Source organism: Paenibacillus sp. FSL R7-0652 (assembly GCF_038595045.1).
Lineage (GTDB): Bacteria > Bacillota > Bacilli > Paenibacillales > Paenibacillaceae > Paenibacillus.
Genome location: NZ_CP152001.1, coordinates 3,217,173 through 3,239,783, shown reverse-complemented (window position 1 = coordinate 3,239,783; position 22,611 = coordinate 3,217,173). Strand labels below are relative to the sequence as shown.

The 22,611-nt window shown below is 45.6% G+C and carries 15 protein-coding genes; 2 read left to right on the top strand and 13 right to left on the bottom strand.

All coding sequences use genetic code 11. The annotated features are described in order from the left end of the window. Window positions 1–18: 18 nt before the first annotated feature. From MKY97_RS14615 to MKY97_RS14570, 10 genes are all read right to left on the bottom strand, one after another. Window positions 19–1,773 carry a sensor histidine kinase gene (locus MKY97_RS14615; RefSeq protein WP_342556116.1) on the bottom strand — a complete coding sequence of 585 codons (1,755 nt, stop codon included), beginning with the start codon at window positions 1,771–1,773 and terminating at the stop codon, window positions 19–21. Window positions 1,774–1,784: 11 nt separating this feature from the next. Beyond that, entirely contained in the window at window positions 1,785–3,509 is a 1,725-nt protein-coding gene (locus MKY97_RS14610) for a response regulator (protein ID WP_342556115.1), read from the bottom strand. Window positions 3,510–3,758: 249 nt separating this feature from the next. Continuing rightward, entirely contained in the window at window positions 3,759–5,117 is a 1,359-nt protein-coding gene (locus MKY97_RS14605; RefSeq protein ID WP_342556114.1) for a glycoside hydrolase family 30 beta sandwich domain-containing protein, read from the bottom strand. 15 nt (window positions 5,118–5,132) lie between these two features. After that, complete coding sequence (locus MKY97_RS14600) at window positions 5,133–6,776, bottom strand: sugar ABC transporter substrate-binding protein (RefSeq protein WP_342556113.1); 1,644 nt, start codon at window positions 6,774–6,776, stop codon at window positions 5,133–5,135. A 52-nt stretch (window positions 6,777–6,828) separates the two neighbouring features. Continuing rightward, window positions 6,829–7,716: a carbohydrate ABC transporter permease gene (locus MKY97_RS14595; protein ID WP_308721788.1), complete on the bottom strand. Its 888-nt coding sequence runs from the start codon at window positions 7,714–7,716 to the stop codon at window positions 6,829–6,831. Window positions 7,717–7,730: 14 nt separating this feature from the next. Next, window positions 7,731–8,594: an ABC transporter permease subunit gene (locus MKY97_RS14590; protein WP_205127951.1), complete on the bottom strand. Its 864-nt coding sequence runs from the start codon at window positions 8,592–8,594 to the stop codon at window positions 7,731–7,733. Window positions 8,595–8,853: 259 nt separating this feature from the next. Then, window positions 8,854–9,879, bottom strand: coding sequence for a LacI family DNA-binding transcriptional regulator (locus tag MKY97_RS14585; protein WP_342556112.1), 1,026 nt, complete (start codon window positions 9,877–9,879; stop codon window positions 8,854–8,856). A 214-nt stretch (window positions 9,880–10,093) separates the two neighbouring features. Continuing rightward, window positions 10,094–12,472 (bottom strand): glycoside hydrolase family 95 protein, encoded by a 2,379-nt coding sequence (locus MKY97_RS14580; RefSeq protein ID WP_342556111.1) that lies wholly within the window; start codon window positions 12,470–12,472, stop codon window positions 10,094–10,096. A 298-nt stretch (window positions 12,473–12,770) separates the two neighbouring features. Continuing rightward, window positions 12,771–13,760 (bottom strand): alpha/beta hydrolase, encoded by a 990-nt coding sequence (locus MKY97_RS14575; protein ID WP_342556110.1) that lies wholly within the window; start codon window positions 13,758–13,760, stop codon window positions 12,771–12,773. A gap of 367 nt (window positions 13,761–14,127) precedes the next feature. After that, a complete protein-coding gene (locus MKY97_RS14570) occupies window positions 14,128–15,426 on the bottom strand; it encodes an NCS2 family permease (RefSeq protein WP_342556109.1) in 1,299 nt (432 codons plus the stop codon). 432 nt (window positions 15,427–15,858) lie between these two features. Between MKY97_RS14570 and MKY97_RS14565 the strand changes: the two genes are divergently transcribed. Next, a complete protein-coding gene (locus MKY97_RS14565) occupies window positions 15,859–17,229 on the top strand; it encodes an alkaline phosphatase (RefSeq protein ID WP_342556337.1) in 1,371 nt (456 codons plus the stop codon). Between the two features lie 155 nt (window positions 17,230–17,384). Here MKY97_RS14565 and MKY97_RS14560 read toward each other — a convergent pair whose 3' ends face one another. Both MKY97_RS14560 and MKY97_RS14555 read right to left on the bottom strand, forming a co-directional pair. Further along, window positions 17,385–18,584 (bottom strand): macrolide family glycosyltransferase, encoded by a 1,200-nt coding sequence (locus tag MKY97_RS14560; protein WP_342556108.1) that lies wholly within the window; start codon window positions 18,582–18,584, stop codon window positions 17,385–17,387. A gap of 63 nt (window positions 18,585–18,647) precedes the next feature. Further along, window positions 18,648–20,075 carry an MFS transporter gene (locus MKY97_RS14555; RefSeq protein WP_342556107.1) on the bottom strand — a complete coding sequence of 476 codons (1,428 nt, stop codon included), beginning with the start codon at window positions 20,073–20,075 and terminating at the stop codon, window positions 18,648–18,650. A 184-nt stretch (window positions 20,076–20,259) separates the two neighbouring features. Here MKY97_RS14555 and MKY97_RS14550 point away from each other — a divergent pair, with 184 nt between their 5' ends. Then, window positions 20,260–21,483, top strand: a complete 1,224-nt coding sequence (locus MKY97_RS14550; protein WP_342556106.1) for an FAD-dependent oxidoreductase — start codon at window positions 20,260–20,262, stop codon at window positions 21,481–21,483. A 168-nt stretch (window positions 21,484–21,651) separates the two neighbouring features. Here MKY97_RS14550 and map read toward each other — a convergent pair whose 3' ends face one another. Continuing rightward, on the bottom strand, window positions 21,652–22,392 hold the full coding sequence (gene map, locus MKY97_RS14545) for a type I methionyl aminopeptidase (protein ID WP_342556105.1): 741 nt from the start codon (window positions 22,390–22,392) through the stop codon (window positions 21,652–21,654). Window positions 22,393–22,611 lie beyond the last annotated feature (219 nt).

Here is a 22,611-nt window from a genome sequence, read left to right as displayed (position 1 = left end):
CATTAGCGCTAATATGTTTCACTTGCTCCCTGGTAAACAGGTAATCGCAGGCAGCAGAATGGTAAACGTTGTGCCTTTACCAATCTGGCTGTTCACCTGTATCCCATACGGTTTCCCGAAGTGCAGCTGAATTCGCCGCTGCACATTATACAAACCAATCCCTCTACCTCCGCTTCCAGTCTCCTGCTTTTCCTCCAACAGGCTGCGGACGGTAAACTGATCCATCCCTGCTCCATTATCACGGACTTCAATACATATGTCGTCCTGCCGTGATTGAATCCGAATGGTGATTACACCCTCCTCTTCGATCTCGGCAAGGCCGTGAAAAAAAGCATTTTCCACGATGGGCTGCAGAATCATTTTGGGCATCACATAATCCAGAAGGGTGTCATCAATCTCGTACTGCATCTGAATGCTGCCGTAATATCGGACATTCTGAATGGTGACGTAATGCTCAATGTGATTCAGCTCCTCTCGAATCATCACGAGACTGCCATCAGTCCTGGTTGCATATCGCAGCATAGAGATGAGCGCATCCGTCATATCTACAATTTTGCCCGCCTGCTGCATGGATGCAATCCATTTCACGGACCCTAATGTGTTATACAGAAAGTGAGGATTAATCTGATCATGCAGTGCCCGCATCTCGGCGGCAGCCTTCTCAATCTCTTCCTGCTGCATTCGTTCCACCATACGTTTTAATTCATGAGACATGCGGTTAAATCGGGTGGATAAATGACCGATCTCATCGCGAGAGCGGATGTCCTGCACGTGTTCGAACTGCCCCTTTTCGACAAGACGAATATTATTGAGCAGCTTTTTGATGGGACGAGTAATAACATGAGATAAGAAAATGGAAATAACCGCGGCAAAAAGAGACATCACGATAGCCAGCGTTACCAGGTTTCGGCCTAATATTTTACCATCAGCGGTCAGCTCTTCTAGCGGCATATAGACATATGTGGTCCATTTCTGCTGACTAAGCGGGCTCTTCACGACCACATTGGTTGCTTCGGGCGGGCGAACGTTATCCCGAAACAACGTGCCGATCAACTGGTCATTCACGTTGTAGACGATCTTTTCATCCTCGTCGATAATCATAAATCTGGACCTGAGCCCTTCCTGCAGATTGCGGTTGACGATCTCGATAAATTTGATATCGATGCTGACAACGATTACACCAAGCAGTTTGCCATTGGTTACGTCGTGAATTTTCCGTGCATGGGAGACGGCGAGTACTTTATTTTCCAGCTGCTTATCGATCCGGGTCGTCAAAGTGATCGTTCGGTCGTCTTCATGCATAAACTTTTTGAACCACAATTCATTTCTTACATTAAAGGCGGGGTCAATCGGTTGATGCGGACTCACAAACAGGTCCTGCCCACCGTTAAGGTTGTATAGATATATGGAAAATACACGATCTTTCATCATAATGTAATTCATCAAAATGTTGTATGCGGCAATCTCGTTCTCTTCGTCACTTACACGCAGAAAATCCTGAATCGGAAAGCTGCCTTCATGAGTCGCAGACAAACTGTCGCTAAGCCCGTTACTGGCGAGAAGTGTGATTTTTTCGATTTCTTTGAGAAATTCGTCAATGCGAATATTCGTTTGTTTGGTCAGATCACTGAGCAGTGTGGTGTAATTTTGCGATAACAATCGTTCAGAAGAGTAATAGGAGTTAATCGTCATAACAAAAACAGGAAAAATAATGACAATCATACAAATGATAATAATTTTGTATCTGATCTGAAAAGGCTGGGTAAATTTCATGAAGTGCACCTCTATTCACGGATGACATGAACCTGCTGTTGTTCTCGGTATTCCTCGGGGGTAAGACCCGTGTTTTTCTTGAAAATTTTGCTGAAATACGTGTAGTTGTGGTACCCGACTTTGTCGGCTATTTCATATATTTTCAGCTCTCTGCTCAGCAGATAAGCCTTCGCGTGTTCAATGCGAATCCGGGTTAAATAAGAGATGAAATTTTCTCCCTTTTCCTGTTTAAACAATCGGCTTAGATATGATGGGTGAACGTTAATCTGGCTGGCTACACTCTGCAGCGAAAGATCCTCTGCGTAATACTTGTTGATCATGTCAGCAGCGAGTTCGGTATACGTAAGTTCCTGAGTGGTTCTGGAATAGGCACCGAACGAATCCTTGATATGGGTCAGGACATCCTGGTGAATATCGTGCCAGCGCTCTCCGTTCAGTACAATCTCATAAGGTGACTTTCCTGTGAACGAAAGCTTGCTACGGGATGTGATGTTCAGTAAATGGGCGTGCATCGTCTCCAGCAGTGCAATGTACTGTTGGCGGATGCTGTTCTCGTCAGCTTGTTTAACCTTCAGGGCAGTACGGATTTCTTCAAAAAACTGCTCGGCTTTTATTTCGTTTTTACTAACACAAATTTTCATGAAATGCTGTTCCTGCTGCGGACTTAAAATGATTGCAGTGTCTTTCCTGCTAGGTGCTTCGCGCACATCTGCAGCATATAAGATTTGGCTGCCGCAAGTAAAAAAGCGCTCCTTGAGAGCATACTCTGCTTCCTTACTGGCCCTTCGCATCGATGTAAAATCGGAAACCACTGAACTAACACCCGCTGTAAGGGATAAATTCATAAAATCCTTAATAGACGACATCATTTTACGTATAAGCTTATTCAGATCAGCATGTGCAGCGTTAAAGGGATCGGTGGAGTTAGCATTAACAAGCCTGCTGTTGTTAAAAGTGTCGGGGGTTGTGCTGCTGTCGATCTCGGTGGTGATTTCGGTATTGGAGTCTGGATGCACGTTTACAACTACCCAATATTCGAACGAGCTTTCCACAAATATCTCCTTAGCCCACCTTGAAGGAATAACCTCTTCCATGATATTAAGGATGGAGAAGCGGAGCAGCTGCTCCCCTTTTTCAATATACTTGCGCTTAACCTGCTCGTATTGATTAACGATCAATTTAATGACCACCAGGTGGTCAGATTGGATGCGAAAACGCAGTTCTTCTGCTTTGGCAATCAACTCTTCTCCATGGATAAATCCGCTTACAGTATCTTGAAAGAAACTGTCCTTCAAGTAACGGATGCTCTTGGAATAATCTGATGATGCTTTGGGTAAAGGAGTGAATTGTTCCTGTTCACGCTGCAGCTTCTCTCGAATATTCGTGAGCAGCTGGATCAGAGACTGTTCGCTGACTTCACTTTTGACCAGGTAGTCCACCGCACCAAGCTTTAAAGCCGTTTTCACATAATGCAGTTCATCGAAATTGCTAAGAATAACGTATTTACAGTTCTTTAATGAACTTGATACTTCTTGAATCAGCTGCAGTCCATCCATCACAGGCATTCGGATATCCGTAATGATCAGGTCCGGGACTTGTTCCAGCGCAAGCTCCAAAGCTTCTTTCCCATTGCTGGCCTCGCCTGCCAGACAAAAGCCGTAATCTTCCCAGTTCAGCATGGAACGAATGCCCACCCGCATGAGCAGCTCGTCCTCTACAATCAGCAGTTTATACATGAATGTCCTCCAAAGTTGATTATTTATACATGAGCTGACGCCCTGAACCCTGATGGGTATGTGCAATCCATCTTCTAATTTATTCGTACTCGAATCGCGAAATCCCCTTAGATTGGTGAGAAAAATGAAAAAGACCGCCGAATTCGGCGGTCTTTCTTGTTCGTCAGGGAATATGCAGGAGTATACACCTATGGTGGAAAAGCATGTTAAGCCAGCTGCACTGTTCGCAGGTTAATCGCCTGTGCTGTATTATTTGGGTTTCATTAAGATGGACATTGCGCATTTAGGCTCCATATGCAGGGACAGCATCTCCTGATCCCGCAATTTAATCTTCACATCCCTGGATTCCAGCGTATCATTGAAAAGCACTAATCCCGTAGACCCGTCTGTATTGCGAAAGGCTGCTGATAACAGAGAAGCGTCACTGGAGATGGAGTCGATATATACCGCTTTGGGACGGATAACCGTACTGAAGTGAGCCAGCGCGTAATAATCGAGCGTGTAGGCAAGTTCTCCCGTTTGCTGGTTGATCTGTACGATTCCCCGGCAGGTGCTCTCCCCAAATCCAGGTACAGTCGGACCGTTCTGCTCATCCAATGCCATGTTCCATAGAACAAGCGACTTGCTGTAATTTCGCAGAATCTGAATCCCGGTTCGCATCACGTTGGAGAATGCCTGCTCAAAGGACGGAATCCATTCTCCCCCGGAACCTTCGGTAAAATGCACTTCTTTTCCCGAAAAAGCTTCGTATACCGTGGACTGAGCTTCCGAACTGCCGCCATACCAGTGCCAGGCAACCCCGTCAACCGCTTCTCCTGCCTGTTCAAGCACAGTCAGCGGATAATCGGGTCGATCCCAGTTATGGTCATAACAAAGGATTTTAGTATGGAGGCTGCTGCGCACGAAAGCAGGTTTCAGATGATTTTGAATAAAATCAGCTTGTGCCTCGGCTGGCATGAGCATACCTGGATAATGTCCTGGCTCATATAAGGCTTCATTCTGCGGGGTGATCGCATAGATCTGCAGGCCATGTGCAGCATAAGACTGAATGTATTTTACGAAATACTCCGCATATGCCGGGTACCATTCCGGCTTTAGCTGACCTGTGATCATGGAGCCGCTAGTTTTCATCCACCCGGGGGCACTCCAAGGGGAGGCGAACAGCTTCAACTCGGGGTTCAGCGCTAGAGCCTTCCGGGTTAAGGGGATGATATCCTGCTCATCATGTGCAATGCTGAATCCGCTTAATTCCGGGTCTGTATGCTGGTCAGGCAGGTCGTTATAACTGTATACCGTACGGGCATAATCAGAAGCGCCCATCGGATTACGAAGTACCGACAAGCCGATGCCTTTTACAGGATGGAACAGCCGCGTCATCACTTCCTCAAGCTGTTCTTCTGTTAATTTTTGATTCATCAGATAGGCTGCAGCATCCGTAAACGAAGCTCCAAAGCCGTCCATCTCCTGCCGTGTCTGGCGATCATCCAACTGAACGGTTGCGGTTGAAGAATCATCGTCTGCAGCTTCGAACGGATCGTATTCCTCGGGGCTGACGGGTCGAAACAGGTCATTCTCTCCCGTAGTTTTGAATATTTTAAATGCTGTCATCGCGAAGCCTCCTCATTATTGCATGCCTAATTTCTCTTTGTTCTGCTTCATCTTCTCGCTGCGGATCTTTACAATGTCAGCCCAGCGCTTTTCTTCCAGGAACGATTGATATGCCGCGAGCGCATTGTCAAACGAGGCATCATCCTTCGAACGCAGCATGCTTACCAGCGTGGAGTTCCATTTGGTGTTAATAGCGGATAAGGCACGGGCTTCAGCTGTTCCCAGGTTCGGATTAATATTTTCCAGAATAAAATGAGGTGTCAGTTTACCTTTGCCCCAGGCCTGCATCTGTTTGATCGCTTCGGGGAAGGCATCGGCGCTCAGCGCTTTATGGCGGTCATGACCGAAGAACATAAACTCACCAAGACGATAATCCTTTTTGAATTGATCCGCATTATGCAACTGCATGTCCTTCACCGCCGGAAGCAATTCCACTGTTCCATCTGCCTTTTTCTTAAACGTCTCGCCTTCAATGCCATAGTTCATCAGAATCTGGCCTTCTTCGCTCAGCAAATACGTGAAAATCTGCATCGCTTTGGCCGGGTCTTTGGCATCTTTGGAGATGAAATTGATCATCCAGCCTGTAATACCGGATTGATTCAGTGTTGGTGCATGGCCCTTGGTGCTCTGCGGCCCATCAATGGCAATGTACTCCTTGCCTTCGTTATCACTCATGTAGATCTGAAGATTTCCGCCCTGCTGCGGTGTACCGTCGAGCAGCATCGCCGCATATTTGCCGGATTTCACTTTTTCTTCAAAGGCTGTACCGTCATCCGCAAAACTGTCATCACTAATATTGCCGTCTCTATACACGGCGTTTAATGTTTTCAGCCAAGTCAGATAATCTTCGTCCAGATTGCGGTCATAGAACTCTCCGTTTTCCGTCTCCAGGGGTACACCGATAAAATCCTGTAACGCATCGCCAAGCGAACCGGTACCTCCACCGATGGCGTTGAAGCCAAACGGAATGAGCGATGGGAACTTTTCTTTGATCTGTTTCATCACACTCTGGAATTGCTCCGGTGTTCCCATGACTGGACTGCCTAACGCTTCATATACATCCTTGCGGATGATAAAGGCGGTCTTGGCTGGAATGTTACCGCTATCATAATCCGCTTGCGTATTGGAATAATTCGGATAACCGTAGGTCTTACCATCCGCTTGCTGGAACCACTTCAGCGTGTCCGCAGCTGCGACCTTGTTGAAATACGGATCATATTTCTCAGCCAAATCATTTAGAGGTATGGCCCAGGTTGATGCTTTGCTCACGACTTGCGAATTGGAATCAAACACCGTCAGCAGGTCAGGCATATCTCCACCAGCAAAAAAGGTATTTAATTTGGTATCATCGCCTGTAATGAATTTGATGTTAATGTTCAAGTCTTCCTTGATCTTTTTGGTGACGATATCTTTGCCAAAATCGGTATTCCACCAGTCGGCATTGACGTACCAGGTCAGATCGGTCACTTCTTCCTTTTTATCGAGCTGCCATGCTGGCTTCTCCGGATCAACCGTGTAGCGATCCTCAATGGATACCCAGTTTGCTTCACTCGATCCGCCGGAACCTCCGCTGCATCCCGTAACCATCAACACAGCTGTCAGTAATGCTGCACAACCTTTAACCCCTCTTTGGCCCAGTACCCGGTGAATATTAAACATGTGTTTTCCCCCTCGTAGTCGAATATAAAATCATTGATGTAAATCTATCGTTTTATTCCTTAACAGCTCCAAGCATCATGCCTGAAATGAAATATCGCTGTAACAAAGGATAGATCAGCACAATTGGCAATGTCGTAATAACGATGGTGGCAAGCTGCACGCCTTTGGTTGTTGTTTCGATCACGACAGACCCGCCCACGTTCTGCATGGACTGTGTCTGGGATTGCACAATAATTTCATATAACATCATCTGCAGCGGGTACAGTGATTGGTCTGTGATATACAATTTGGTCGTCATAAAGTCGTTCCACTGCCCTACCCCATTAAATAAAGCGATGGTCGCCATTGCTGGCATAGACAGCGGGATAAAGATTTTGAGAAAGATATGCCAGTCTCCAGCTCCATCCATCTTCGCCGATTCTTCCAGTGAATCCGGTACATTACGGAAAAAATTCATCAGGATGACGACATCGAAGAAACTGAACAAAGCCGGAATAATATACACCCAGAAGCTGTTCAGGAGACCCAGTGCCTTAATGAGCAAAAAGGTTGGAATCATGCCGCCGGAGAAAAACATTGTAATTACACCCATAGCTACATACAATTTGCGACCTCTCAGGTATTTCTTGCTTAATCCGTATCCGACCATGGCACAAAAGAATACATGTGTCACGACACCAATCATGGTTTTGGACACAGAGATGAAGAACGCCTGCCAGATGTTTGAATCATTAAACACCGCTCGGTAGTTTTCCAGCGAGAACTCGGGTGACCAGAAGATGAATCCACCTTCCGCGAGTGCTTTGCCTGAACTAAAGGACGAGATGATGACATTCCAGAGCGGAACGATAATGACAATGGTACAGATCATTAAAAAAATAATATTGAGCGTATCAAAAATCCGGCTGTCCAGATCTTCTTTGGCCGCTTTTCCGTTCATGAGGGAACCTCCTTCTACAGCACAGACTGGTTGTCATTTAGCTTGCTAGTTATTTTGTTTGCCGTGACGAGCAGAATTACAGAAATGATGGAAACACCCAAACCTACTGCGGTAGCATACGAGAAGTCACCTTGCGACATCCCCATACGATAGACATAGGAATTAATAACTTCGGCCTTTTCGCGGTTCTGTGAGTTCATGAGCACCAGCGTTTGATCGAGATTCGAACCGAGTAGTCCGCTGACCGTCAGGATCAGATTCAGACTGATAATGGACTTCATATTAGGCAGGGTGATATTCCAGATCTGACGCATCCGGCTGGCTCCATCGATTTTGGCGGCCTCGTAATAGGTAGGATCGATCTTGGACATGATGGCTAGATACAAAATGGTGCCCCAGCCAGCTTCCTTCCAAATATCCGATAACGTAGCGATCCACCAGTACTTGCCTGCGTCCAGCAATATGTTTTGCGGCTGTGATATGATGCCAAGACCGAGCAGGAGTTCATTGAACAAGCCGGTTGTGGAGAACCAGGTGATGAGCATACCGCCCAGCACGATCCATGAGAGAAAATGAGGTAGATATGAAACCGTTTGCACGAATTTCTTGAATCGTCCGCTGTTCAGCTCGTAGATCATAATGGCCAGAATAATCGGAATGACAAACCCGATCCCCAGCTTCAAAAAGCTGATGCCCAGCGTATTCACAACGGCATCCCAGAAGTATTTGTCTGACATAATAATTCTGAAGTTATCCAGCCCCACCCATGGGGCACTGGACAGTGTATCAATGACGGTGTAATTTTTGAACGCAATCGTTAATCCGTAGATCGGTATGTAACAGAAGACAATCATGAACAGAATGCCGGGTAGAACCATGGACTGGATCTCCCATTGTCTGGCGAAATCGACCCAGAATGTGTTGAACCGCTGCTTGAAATGTTTTTTTCCACCGGGTTTAAGAGGCTGCGGCTGTCTGTCTGCTGTAGTCGTCAAGTGACTCATCCTTTGTTGCTCCCCTCTGTATGTGTCGATAGATGCATTTATTCCGTTTTATAAAAACGTTTTTATTTCGTTCCAAAAAACTCCCTTCCTTGTAATATAAAATGAAAAATGGACCCGACGAGCCTCTCACACGTTATTTACGGCCATCTTTCCGATTGTTCATTTTCACATGACTTGAACCGCGTACAATAAGTTCTCCAGATAACTTTTGCGCTATCCCTTGTTCCTGTCCCTTGATCATATTGACCAATTGCGTGACAGCTAGAATACCTTGTCTTGCAATTTGATTCCGAACGGTCGTTAACGGTGGAGAATAATACGGAGCGATATCGATATCATCGAATCCGACCACACTGATATCACTCGGAACCTCATAACCATGAGATTTCAATGCCTGGATGCACCCGATCGCACTCAGGTCATTACCGGCGAGAAAGGCATCTGGTAACTTGCCTGGATGCTTATGAATGAAGGATTTGATGGCATTGTAAGTGGCCTCTTCTTCAAAATACCCCTGAATGATGTAGTCCGCATCGATGGGGAGTTCGTATTCTCGAAGGGCCGCCAGATATCCCTCCCGACGCTGTACACTGTCAAACATCTCATCTACGCCGGAGATATAAGCGATTTTCTGATGACCGAGCCCGATCAAATATTGGGTTGCTTCATAGCTGGCTACGTAAGAGTCAAAGATGACACTTCCCATTCGTTCGCTCTCGTACACACGATCCAGGAAAACCGCTTTAATCTTGTCTTTTTCCATCGACAAAATATCCTGCTCATCAATTCGAAGCTCTTCATAGATGATTACACCATCTACCCGCCTGCCGAGAATATTGCTCATAATCACATGTTTATCTTTGGTTACAAACACATTGAGTCCGTAACCGAGACGGTCACATTCACGCGACATGGCCTCGACTAACTTGTAAAAATACGGACCGGACACACTTGTTGTGAAAAAACCAAGCATTTTGGTCTGACCTGATTTCAACAGTTTGCCATTGAGATTAGGGATGTAGTTTAAACGTTCTGCCACTTTGAGCACATGTGACTTCGTTTCCGGATTCAGTACATCCACACCATTTAAGGCATTCGAAACGGTAGAGATCGACACACCGGCTTCCCTTGCAACATCTTTAATTGTGATTTTTCCCATACATTCAGGTTCCTTTGCTATTAAAACGTTTTTATACATTCAAAATAGCATAAAACCGTTTTCAATACAACACTTAACTTTTCAAATGTTATAAAAGAAAACCGCTGATCAACATTGATCAGCGGCTTCATCTCTTAAGCTTGCTGCTCCGAAGGTGAATTGATTTATTGAATATAAGTTATTCACTCGAACAGCACTAAGATTCAAGTTCATTTTATTCAAATGAAATGGTATATGTTTGTCCTTTTTGCGTTGGCAGACTAACTTGATCGTCTTTCTCCTGAACGGTTTGTACAACCGTATCCCCTTGATATACTTTCAAGCCAGGCTCAACCTGCAAATAACATGTATTGCCCGTATGTGAGAGGATTTCTGCTTCAACCAGCTTACCGTTCTCCCAACTTAGGCTAACCTCAAACCCGCCTCTTGCTCTTAAACCTTGAACAGAACCTGTAGACCAGCGCTCAGGCAATGCTGGCAGGAATTCCAGATAACCCTGATGAGACTGCAGCAGCATCTCGGCAATACCGGCAGTTGCCGCAAAATTACCGTCAATCTGGAACGGAGGATGGGCATCAAACAAATTGGCGTATACTCCGCCCTGCTCATGTTTGCTGGGTTCATAAGCTTTAACCAGCGTTAACAGATTGGAAATGAGCTGTTCAGCACGATTGCCCTCTCCAAAACGGGCCCACAGACCGATTTTCCATCCCAGACTCCAGCCTGTGCCCCCATCGCCGCGAATTTCCAGTGAAGTGCGGGCAGCTTTCATGAGATCAGGAGATTTTTTCTGTGTGATCAGACGTCCTGGGAATACTCCAACCAAATGGGATACATGACGGTGCTGCGGGTCTTCTTCCGTGAAATCCTCGCTCCACTCCTGAAGACGTCCCTGTGCATCGATCTGCAGAGGCAGAAGCTGTGCTTTCTTCGCTCGCAGAAGATCCGCGAATTCGTAGTCTGTCTGCAGCACTTCAGCTGCTTGAATACAGTTATCGAACAGTTCAGCAATCAGTGAAATATCCATTGTAGTCGCTTCACTTACAGCTGCATGCTCTCCGTTCACAACAAATTTCATCTCTGGTGACGTTGAAGGTGAGGTGATCAGTTGTCCTTCTTTATTCTCAATGAGCCAGTCCAGACAGAACAGAGCCGCATCCTTCATAAGCGGGTAACCTGTTTCCTGCAGAAACTCTTTATTCTCTGAGAAAGCGTAATGCTCCCATAGATGCTGCGTCAGCCATACGCCGCCCATCATCCACAGCGCCCATACGGGATCACCGGCACCGTAATCGCCAACCGGAGCAGTCTGCCCCCAGATGTCCGCATTGTGATGCGCTACCCAGCCTTGAGCGCCATAGTTAATCTCAGCCGTCTTACGCCCATTCACCGCAAGTTTGCCAATGAAATCAAGCAGCGGTTCATGCAGTTCAGCCATGTTGCATGTCTCTGCAGGCCAATAATTCATCTCCGCATTAATATTCAGTGTATAATTGCTGCTCCATGGCGCACGTGTGTCCTGATTCCAGATCCCCTGCAGATTGGCTGGCAGCGTTCCCGGTCTGGAGCTGGCGATCATTAAATATCGACCGTAATTGAACAAAAGCTCTACCAGACCCGGGTCACTGCTTCCATATTTCTCGATCCGTTCATCGGTAGGCATGTCCGCAGGCGCAGTGCTGTCACCGAGATGCAGCTGCACACGATTGAATAAAGCCTGATGATCCTGCACATGACGCTGCAGCAAATCATTGTAATTGGTTGCCATAATCTGCCCAATAACATCTGCGGTCTTGGCTGCTGGAGAGATCAAAGTCTCCTGGGGTTGATCTGCGGCCGAGTAGCTTGTAGCTCCTGCAAAATAGATCACCGCTTCTGTGGCATCAACAATCTGCAGCTCACTTCCAGTTGAATGCAGCGTACCTCCGGTATGAGATACAGCAAGTCGGCCGTGGAAAGACATTGCACGTGTCGTTCCGGCATCTCCATAACGTACAGGTACTTCAACATCGTGATAGTTCGGCGACACATACTCTGGAGCCGTTCCGGATAGTTCATATTGAGCATTCACAACAGATGTCTGGTGCCTTAGCGGGCTGCTCAGTCTGGTTCGGAAGTTTAATCGACCTTCCTTGCTTGACGTCAAACGAATGACGATACCCTGATCCGGATGGGAAGCAAACACCTCACGATCATAGCGTACACCGCCGATTTCATAGGAAACGCTTACAACACCTGTTGACAAATCAAGCTTACGCTGATAAGTTTTCCGTTCACATAACTGCCCATGTTCCATCACAAGCTCCAAATCACCAAATGGCAGATAGGATTGCGTAAAAGGCCCCATCATTTTTTTACTAAGCAGATCAGCCTCTACGTACTGTTTACGAGCAATCAATTCTCTGATCCGAGGCAGTACCTCTCGTGCCTCCGGGTTGTTCCAATCCTGGGCATAGCCCGACCATAACGTATCCTCGTTCAATGCAATGCGTTCTTTTTCGATACCACCAAAGACCATTCCACCCAATTTGCCGTTACCGATAGGCAGCGCTTCAACCCAATAGGCGGCTGGAGAATTAAATTGAATATTCATGCTGATCGTTACCTCCGAATGCACTCTTTTTTTGGATATATTCTGATTTTACTTGTTCAGCAATCATTATATCTTTCAATGCACAGGGAAGATATATAATTTGATGAAAATGGTCCAGAAAAGCTTAAACCAATGACAAATAACCCTTAATATCCCAATTGAATGAATTAATCTCCCGTTGAATCCCCTCTCTTCCCCGTTCGGTGAGCTGAGATATTTGAGGCAGGATAACCCAAAAGCGGCACCAGATTTGGCACCGCTTTTTAATAAAGTGTTGAGTGTGTAATTCCTTCCCTTGCTATTGTAATTGGAGCTCTTTCATGAAGGCTTTAAATTGTTCAGCAATTTCCTTAAACTTCGTATGATGCAGATAATGCGAGCCTTCCATTGGAATCATTTTTCCCTGAGCAGATTTTGCGGCTTGCTGCTCATGCAGAGGCAGCCACTGCGGGTTGTGCTCATTATTAGACTGCACGAAGAGCAAAACAGGTAACTCACGAGGATAGGTCATGTTCTCTGCATTTTTAAAGTTGGAACCCAGATGTTTCAGTTCATTCGTCATTGTCGAGTTACTCGAGACCCGGTTCGAAATCAGGTTCATTTGCTCTTTGGTGTGCTCATCGTAAGCCATGGGAGCATAAGGATCAGCGCTCAACTTTTTAGCCAATCGCATCAGCCCTGATGATTGAAGAAACTGAAGTGATTTTAGAGGTAATTTAACGTCCATGCCGGGCTGGTTAGGAACACTGCTGTCAATACCGACAAAGGCGATAACTTCGTCTGGATAACGATCTACATAAGACACGCTGTACAGTCCTGCAATGGAGTGTCCCATAAGTATATAACGATTAAGACCAAGCTGTTCTGCGGCTTCATGAATTTCACGGACAATATTCTCGGTGGTGCGTTCCTGATCCGTTTGATCACTTAATCCATAGCCGAATGGCTCGATCGTGACGACTTTATAATCCGGGGTCAGCTGATCAATCAGCAGTTTAAAATCTAACACAGGTGATGCTGTTCCCTGACCCGGCAGCAGCACGATGGTCTGTTCTCCGCTGCCCTGAATGGACACATTCATTTTTTTACCGTCCACCTGTACATACTGTCCATAAGCTTCAATCTTATCTTTCTCCAGCCCCTTGCTGATCACATGCACCACAAATACGATGCCCAAGAATAACACGAGTGCTGCGATGATACCTCCGAATATTTTTAAGATTAAGCTGCGCTTCTTGCCGCGTTTCTTCTCCGTTTGTTTGATCTCTACGTTTTCTTTCACTCTCATCTTCTCCTGTCTTGAGTCTGTGTAACTGTCTTGGTGACTTATCTACAGTATAATCAGACAAGATGTCGCCATCATGACGCCAATATGAACGGAACATGAACTGGCATATATAAGTTACTAATAAAACGATATAAAATGAATGATTATTTACACAGAAACGGAGAGGACAGAAAAAACCTGGAAAAGCGGAGCGCTCGCCTTTATCACCGGATTTTTCCCTTTCGAAAAGGGAATCAAGAAAATCTGGGGATAACAGCGATTGGAAGGTTATTCTGTCATCGAAGTGCTTGTGTAAACCAATTCAAGTATATAAAAAAGAGAACTGCTTATATAAAAGCAGCTCTCTTTGTCATATGAAAGACTATTCTTAATGGTCGAGAAATACAAGTTGAATGAAGAACAGGATCGCGAAAATATAAAATATGGGATGAACATCTCTGCCTTTGCCGCGAAGCAGCTTGAGCACCGGATAGAAAATAAAACCGATCCCGATTCCTGTTGCAATACTGTGCGTCAGCGGCATCAGAATAATAATAAGGAATGCCGGGAATGCCTCTTCCAGATCGCTCCAGTTCATTTTTCCGATCACACTAATCATAAAGAAACCTACAATAATCAGTGCCGGAGATGTAATGGCCGGGATGCTGGAAATGACACTAACGATAGGGCTGAAGAATAAAGTTAAAGCGAGCAGCGCACTTACCGTTACGGCGGTTAGCCCTGTTCTTCCCCCTGCAGCTACACCTGTGCTGGACTCAATGTAAGCTGATGTCGGGCTTGTTCCAAGCACTGCCCCAGCTGTAGTACCCACAGCATCTGCCAGCAGCGCGCCGCGGGAACGCGGGAACTTGCCGTCTTTCAGCAATCCGGCTTGTTCTGCTACACCGAGCATCGTACCTGTCGTATCAAACAAGGTGATGAGCAAAAATGTGAAAATAATCGTATACAATCCGTTGGAGAAGACTCCTGCCAAGTCCATCTGGAATGCGGTTTCGCCAAGTCCTGACGGCATCGCCACAATTGATGCAGGCATCTGAAACAGTCCCATGAACCAGGCGATAATGGCTGTAATGACCATTCCGATGAACAAATACCCTTTTACATTGTAAGCCATCAACGTAACCGTAATGATCAGCCCGATAATCGTCAGATACGTCATAGGCTGTGCCAGATTTCCGAGTGTAATCAGATTAGATTCGGAATTGGCAATAATTCCTGCATTCTGCAGCCCTACAGTCGTGATGAATAATCCAATTCCTGCCGTGATGGCATGTTTGAGACTTGCCGGAATGGCATCCAGCAGCATATATCGGAATGAAGTAAGCGATAGAATAATAAACAAAATACCCGCAATGAACACAGCGCCGAGTGCTGTCTGCCAGGTTACACCATAGCCTTGTACCACACTAAAAGCGAAAAACGCATTTAATCCCATACCTGGTGCAATAACGATCGGATAATTAGACCAGAGTCCCATAATCAGCGTTGCCACAATACTCGCCAGAATCGTAGCAATAAATACACCGTTAAAGCTCATTCCCGTTCCGCTGAGAATTCCGGGGTTCACAATCACTATGTATACCATCGTGAAAAATGTTGTAATACCTGCAATGATTTCAGTTGAAATCGTAGTGCCTCTCTCTTTGAGCTTGAACCAGTTGTCCATCGTAAAGCCAGCCTCCAACTTTCATATTGTTCTTCATGAGACAACGCAGCTAAAAACAAAAAATCCTAATGACCTATAGGATTAGAATTCTAAAGCTCCTATATTCGTCATTAGGGTCCGAACAGCTCCGAATTATTGAATATAAGGAAACATAGTTTCTGTTTAACCTGATGTCCCTTTCGAATTTTATTAAATATAACGCCGGATGTCAATGAAATAAGCCATTTGTTCACATTAATTACGAACTATTCGTATAAAATAGAAGTTTTCATTCGTCTATTTAGTGAGTTTACGCTCGTTTCAGATACATACTTATTTTACACTCCTCATACAATTGTGATGGTTTTTATTAACAAATGAATGCTAATCTTCATAAGGATGAACAAATGAACAAGACTTCATGCATTCATATTAAAGAGATCACGAGGAGGAATTTTTTTGAAGTTTTCCAAAAAAGCATTACCCGCATTAGCACTTACGCTCGCTGTATCGGCATCGACACTATGGCCTGTCGGACAAGCAGGTACCGCTCAAGCCGCAGGCGCAGAGAAAAAACAGATTAAAAACATCATTTTTCTCATCGGGGATGGCATGGGAACCTCGTATACGTCTGCTTATCGTTACATGAAGGATGATCCTTCCACCAAGGTGATGGAGAAAACCGTTTTTGATCCCTATCTGGTCGGAGCGCAGATGACCTATCCTGACGATGACAAGCAAAATGTAACAGACTCCGCTTCTGCAGCAACGGCCATGTCTTCCGGTGTAAAAACGTATAATGCAGCAATCGCGGTAGATACGAATAAAAAGTCTGTCAAAACCGTACTGGAGCAGGCCAAACAAATCGGCAAATCTACAGGTCTGGTGGCGACCTCGGAGATTACGCATGCAACCCCTGCTGCCTTTGGTGCTCATGACATCAGTCGCAAAAACATGGATGCCATTGCGAACGACTATTATGATGAGCTGATTAATGGCAAACACAAAGTGGATGTACTGCTGGGCGGTGGCAAAAGCAATTTTGTCCGTAAAGACCGTGATCTCACCAAAGAGTTCCAAAAAGCAGGGTATAGTTATGTAACTGATCGCGCATCGCTTCTTGCAAATAAAAACAAACAAGTTCTGGGATTGTTTGCAGATGGCGGACTGGATAAATACATTGACCGGACCAATGCGACGCCCTCTCTTGCCGAGATGACAAACGCAGCGATTGATCGTTTGAAAACGAACAAAAAGGGATTTTTCCTCATGGTCGAAGGAAGTCAGATTGACTGGGCTGGACATGACAATGATATTGTAGGTGCCATGAGTGAAATGGAGGATTTCGCCAAAGCCTTCAAGGCAGCTGTTGATTTTGCCAAAAAAGATGGTCAAACGCTCGTCGTTGCTACAGCTGACCACTCTACAGGCGGTCTCACGCTCGGCAAAGATGGAGAATACAATTTCTTCGTAGATCCGATCAAAGCTGCGGTGCGCACGCCTGACTTCATGGCTGCTCAAATTGCCAAAGGGGCTTCGGTTGAAGACACGCTGAAACAATATCTCAAACTTGAGCTTACAACGGAAGAACTTCAATCCGTAAAAGAAGCAGCTGCAGCTGCCGATACCGATGTCACAAAGATCGATAATGCGATTGAAGCGATTATTGATAACCGTTCGTTTACAGGCTGGACAACGGGCGGACACACAGGTGAAGATGTACCCGTTTACGCATATGGCCCGGGAAGTCAGCGCTTCTCCGGTTTAATTGATAATACGGATAATGCAAAAGTGATATTTGATATTTTGAAAAAAAGCAAATAACTAGTATCGACTTGTGCCTGCTAATCTCTACTCATCCTTATCTAAATACAAGCTATAACGTAAAACCCTTCTCTACTTTCGACTGAAAGGAGAAGGGTTTTTGCATAGATGTTAATTGTTATTAACTATCCTATAAGGTTGAACGATGCCCTGGTTTATACCTTGGCGAACTGCTGCATGATGGCTGCCGCAGCACGCTGATAACCACCAGCTTGTCTCAGCGATTCACCGATCAGATGCGCTTTCTCTTGGTAAACAGGATTGTGCAGCACCTCCTTGACTGCCTCACGTAAACGGGATGCGTTCAAGGTGTGGTGATTCAGCACGAGTCCTGCTCCCAGTTCTTTTACACGACCTGCAACGAATGGCTGATCGGAAGTCATAGGAATCATGACAAGCGGAACATCGAAGTATAAAGCCTCACTTACGCTGTTCATACCTGCATGGGTCACAAAAACGTCGGTATGCTGCAGCAGTTCAATCTGTGCAACGTAAGGTTTCACAATGAAGTTATCCGGGATCAGGTCTAGTAGAGATTCCATGTCTGTGTATTTGCCAGAAGATAACACAACGTTGATGGGAAGTTCTTTAAATGCATCAAAGCACAGCTTGTAAAATTCCAGGTTTTTATTCAATATCGTTCCCATGGAGATGTACACGGTTTGGCTATGACGTTCGCGAAGTATATCAAACGGAAATTCCGGAGCATCCTGGCGTGAAATTATGGAAGGTCCTGTGAACAGATAATCGTCATGCAGTTCATCGGCACGCGGCTGAAAATAACGGCTGGTGTATACGATCTTTAATTGCCCTATATGTGCCACCATGTCTTCCACAGCAGGCAGACTGACTTGATGCTCGGCTGCGATCTCACGGGCGGTGTTCATTATGGCTTCATACATTTCCTGTGTATCTACATCATCTTCACTGCTGTTCAAAGGCTCAACTGAAGCAAAGGAAGCCGTAGTACATACCGCCGGGATGCCTAACTTCTCAGCTAGTATGCTCCCTCCCCAGCCCATCAGGGAGTCATAGATCAAATAGTCAAATGTCTGACCTTCTATCACACGAAGTATTTCGGGAATCATTCGCGGAATCATACCGCATACGATCATGTGTATAAACTCATATGGATGGCGATATTCGAACGGCTTTAAGATTGGATCATGCGAAAAGGCATCCTGCAAGAAGGGGTACGTCAATACCTTAGCCCCTGTCTGCTCCACTCGTGAGCGGTACTCCTCTACACATACATACACAACTTCCTCTCCAAGCTTCACCAGCTCCGTGATTAATCCAAGGGATGGATTCACATGACCTTCAGCCGGTGTAATAACAGCCAATACACGCGCCATACTGCGCACCTCCTGAATGTAAATTCCCCTCCGATCTGCTTGTTGTCTGACCGGTTGCGATGGTTACATCGGAAGTGTATCTATTTGCTGACCAGCAGCCTGATATTCCTCACGAATAAGGACAGAGATCCGTAACGAGGACAAGAAGCTGAATACAACCAACAGGAGCTGAAGTGTCAGCACCATTAAAATTCCTGTCGATATCCCCCACCCCATCGTCTCGGCTAATGCAACCAAGGCGCCGCTTACCCCAATACTCAAAGCCACATAGAAGGAATCGACAAACTGCAGATTAGCAGACATCTTGCCTTCATGTCCGGATTCGGCATACTGCAGCGCAATGACAGCTGTAGTCGGGTTCGCCAGACCGACACCAAATCCAATAATGATCTGGGAGATTAGAATAAGCGTGATGCCGGTGCCCGGTAAAAATAAAGCGAGCATGACCAATATGACTCCACCGATCATGATCCCAATGCCCAGCATCACTCGCTGCTTACGCCCTGTTCCCCTGTCTTTTGCATCCAATCTGGCCTGCAGCCATGCTGCGCCAGACCAGCTTAAGGAACCCGCTGCGACCAGTAAGCCGGCGATAGCTGCCGCCATGCCCTTAATCTCGGTCAGGCCCAAAATAACGAAGCTTTCTGTAGCAAAATAACAAGCAACATACAATCCTCTGGTTACAAGCGCTGCCGGTAAACCGGATTTGACCTGGAACGTCCCTCGAGGCAGCAGCTGCTGCATTAACGGAATCATGATCCCTAATCCACCGATGGCAAGAGCTATGCCCTCCCACTTCGTCATCATGCCAAGACCTGTGAGCAGCATGCCGGTTCCGATGGATAACAGGATGGCTTTCCCTATTTTCGAATCAACCGCTCGGCGTCCCTCCGTAACCTGCTGATTTCGCTGTAAATCACGAAACGATTGATATGTAAGAAGCAGAGCCAGTGCGATTAAAGGAATAACCATCCAAAAAACAAATCGCCAGGATTGGTAAGAAGCAATGAGTCCCGCAGCATAGGGTCCGATTAACGAAGGCAGCACAAAAGCCATTGAGAAAGCGGCCAAAATCTGAGTTCTCAGAGAGTCGGGATAATATAACGTTACACAGGTGTAGACACATGTAATTAAAGCTCCGGCACCAAATCCTTGAAAGACTCTTCCTCCAATGAGCATGTACATATTCACGGAAGCTGCTGCAGTGACGGTTCCGAGCACAAAAACCGTAATCGATACAAGTATGGAGTTGAATATGCCCCGCTGATCTACTTGCTGGCCCATAACCAGTGTCCCTACAAGCTGAGCTAACAAAAATGCACTGAAGATCCAGCCGTATAAATGAATTCCCTGCATCTCTTGAGCTATTTTCGCGGCAATGGTCGTAATCGCCAGCCCTTCAAATGCTGAAGTTGTCAGTACCAACATAATGCCAATGGTCATGGTCCTGTACTGTCTGTCAAAAATGCCGATCGGCCTGCTTGCTTTCATCCACACCTCCACAAAATTGTAATATTAGTAAATTACACCTGCAGATGTATCTTTAATATAGATCAACCTAACTACTTTGTAAATAAAAATGTTTAATAAGTAGCTTAAGCAAAAGAACATGCTGCATTGATTACCAGCACATTGCTCATACTACGTACCGAATATGTATAAGGGGAGATTGCACATGGATCTGCAGAGCGGCAAATTATATTGGCCAACAACGGTAACGAATCCGCCATCCTATCCTAAGCTGGACGAGGACATCAACTGTGATGTTCTCATTATCGGTGCAGGCAGTTCAGGTGCACAAAGTGCTCATTTTCTATGTGATCAAGGATTATCTGTCGTTGTTGTTGACAAGCGTAAGGTTGGTGAAGGCAGCACAAGCACCAATACCGCGCTGATTCAATATGCCGGGGAGAAAAGCTTTGTATCGCTCCGTTATACCTTCGGTGAAGAAGCGGCTGCTCGTCACCTTAAATTATGTGAACAGTCCATTAATCATATGGAGCGAATCAGCAGCGCACTCCCAATCGATCCCGATTTTATCCGGCGTGACAGTTTGTATTACGCAAGTTATCAAGAGGATATCACTTCATTAAAGGAAGAATACGCCCTTCTTCAGAAGCACGGATTCCACGTTGATCTTTGGGATGAACAGCGCATAGCGAGTGTATACCCTTTCCGTAAATCGGCTGCGCTTTATTATCATAATGATGCGGAGATGAACCCGTTAAAGTTCGTGTACGGCCTTCTGGAGAAGGCCAAGTCACAAGGCGTGCGAATTTACGAGGAAACCGAAATTACAGGTAAACGTTTTGAACAGGATGCTGCTGTTTTTTATACCAAAGATCGCCGTGAAATTCGTGCCAAACATGTCATTATCGCTGCGGGTTATGAAGATAAGGATTTTAAAGTGGAGAAAAATGCGACGCTGTCCAGCTCTTATGCCGTCATTACCAAGCCGGTCGCTGATCTGGAAAACTGGTACAAACGCACGTTAATCTGGGAAACCGCTCGTCCATATGTCTATATGCGTACAACCCCGGATCATCGGATTATTATCGGCGGCATGGATAAAGATACAGCCTACGCCGAGACGAGAGATTCCAAAATGCTGGCCAGCAGAGATAAACTGATCACTGAGTTCGGCAAACTTTTTCCGAATATTGAGGTAGAACCAGAGTATTATTTGGGAGCCTTTTACGGCGGGACACATGACGGTTTGCCGGTGATTGGTCAATATGACTCCTATCCGCATTGTTATGTTATTATGGCATACGGTGACAACGGAACCGTGTATAACGGAGTTCTTGCGAAGATCGTCACGGATCAGATTTTGCATGGCTCCAGCCCGGATATGGATCTTTATTTGCAGAATAGACCGCTTGTTGAGAAAAGAAAATAACTCAATCATCCGTTTCGCCAACACGGTGACTTTCATCATGCAGAAGATGCCATCAGCTGCTTTATCTCATTGCTTCATCATGCATTGCCCTTAACGCCAAAAGCCGATTCCCCAACTGGAATCGGCTTTTAAGCATAACTTTTTTAAAACATTCAATGCGCTCTATATTTACAGCGTGATAATGATCGGTCCCTTTTTGGAAAGAATGATCGTATGTTCAATCTGTGCTACATGGCTGTTCTTCGTAGCAAAGGTCCATCCGTCGTTTTTTTGATACACTTCTTCTTCGGAAGTTGAGATAAAGGGTTCAAACGCAATTACCATGCCTTCTTTTAGCAGCTCATCATCGGATGTATCATTGTAATTATAGATATGATCCGGTGCTTCATGAATGGCACGACCAACCCCATGCCCTGTGAGATTACGAATAACCGTAAATCCGTGCTGGCGGGCTGTCAGGAAAACAGCTTTCCCAAGACCACTTTTTTTGGATCCGGGGTTTGCTTTTTTCAATCCTGCTTCAAAAGCCTGCTTGGCTGCCTCACAGATTTTCGTTAACACTTCTTCTCCCTGACCCACAACAAATGAAATGCCTGTATCTGCGAAATATGCATTTTTGGAGCCGGAAACATCAATGTTGACGATATCGCCTTCTTTGATGACCCGATCACCTGGAATCCCGTGTGCGACTTCTTCATTGACACTAATGCATGTATAACCGGGAAAGTCATATTCACTTTTGGGAGCGGAAATGGCGCCTTCTTTCTCAAAAAGTTCTCCAGCCAAATTATCGAGTTCTTTTGTCGTTACACCCGGAACGGTCCGCTCAACCAACGTATCTCTAATGGAAGCAACAATCCTGCCAATTTCTTTTAAACCATTAAAATCCTCTTCTGTTTTTGCAATCATAACCGGTACCTCACTATTCTTATCATTATTAACATGGTTCACTTTGATTGCATCATAAATCACCGCTGTTTGCAACATTTTTAGGATTTGATGTACTCGCACAAAGGAAAAAATCAACTATTTGACATCTACGTCTTTGATTACGTGCTGGCCCTTACCTCTCTTACGTGTGCAAAAAAGAGGTAAACCGAAGTTCACCCCTGGTAAATAACGTTAATG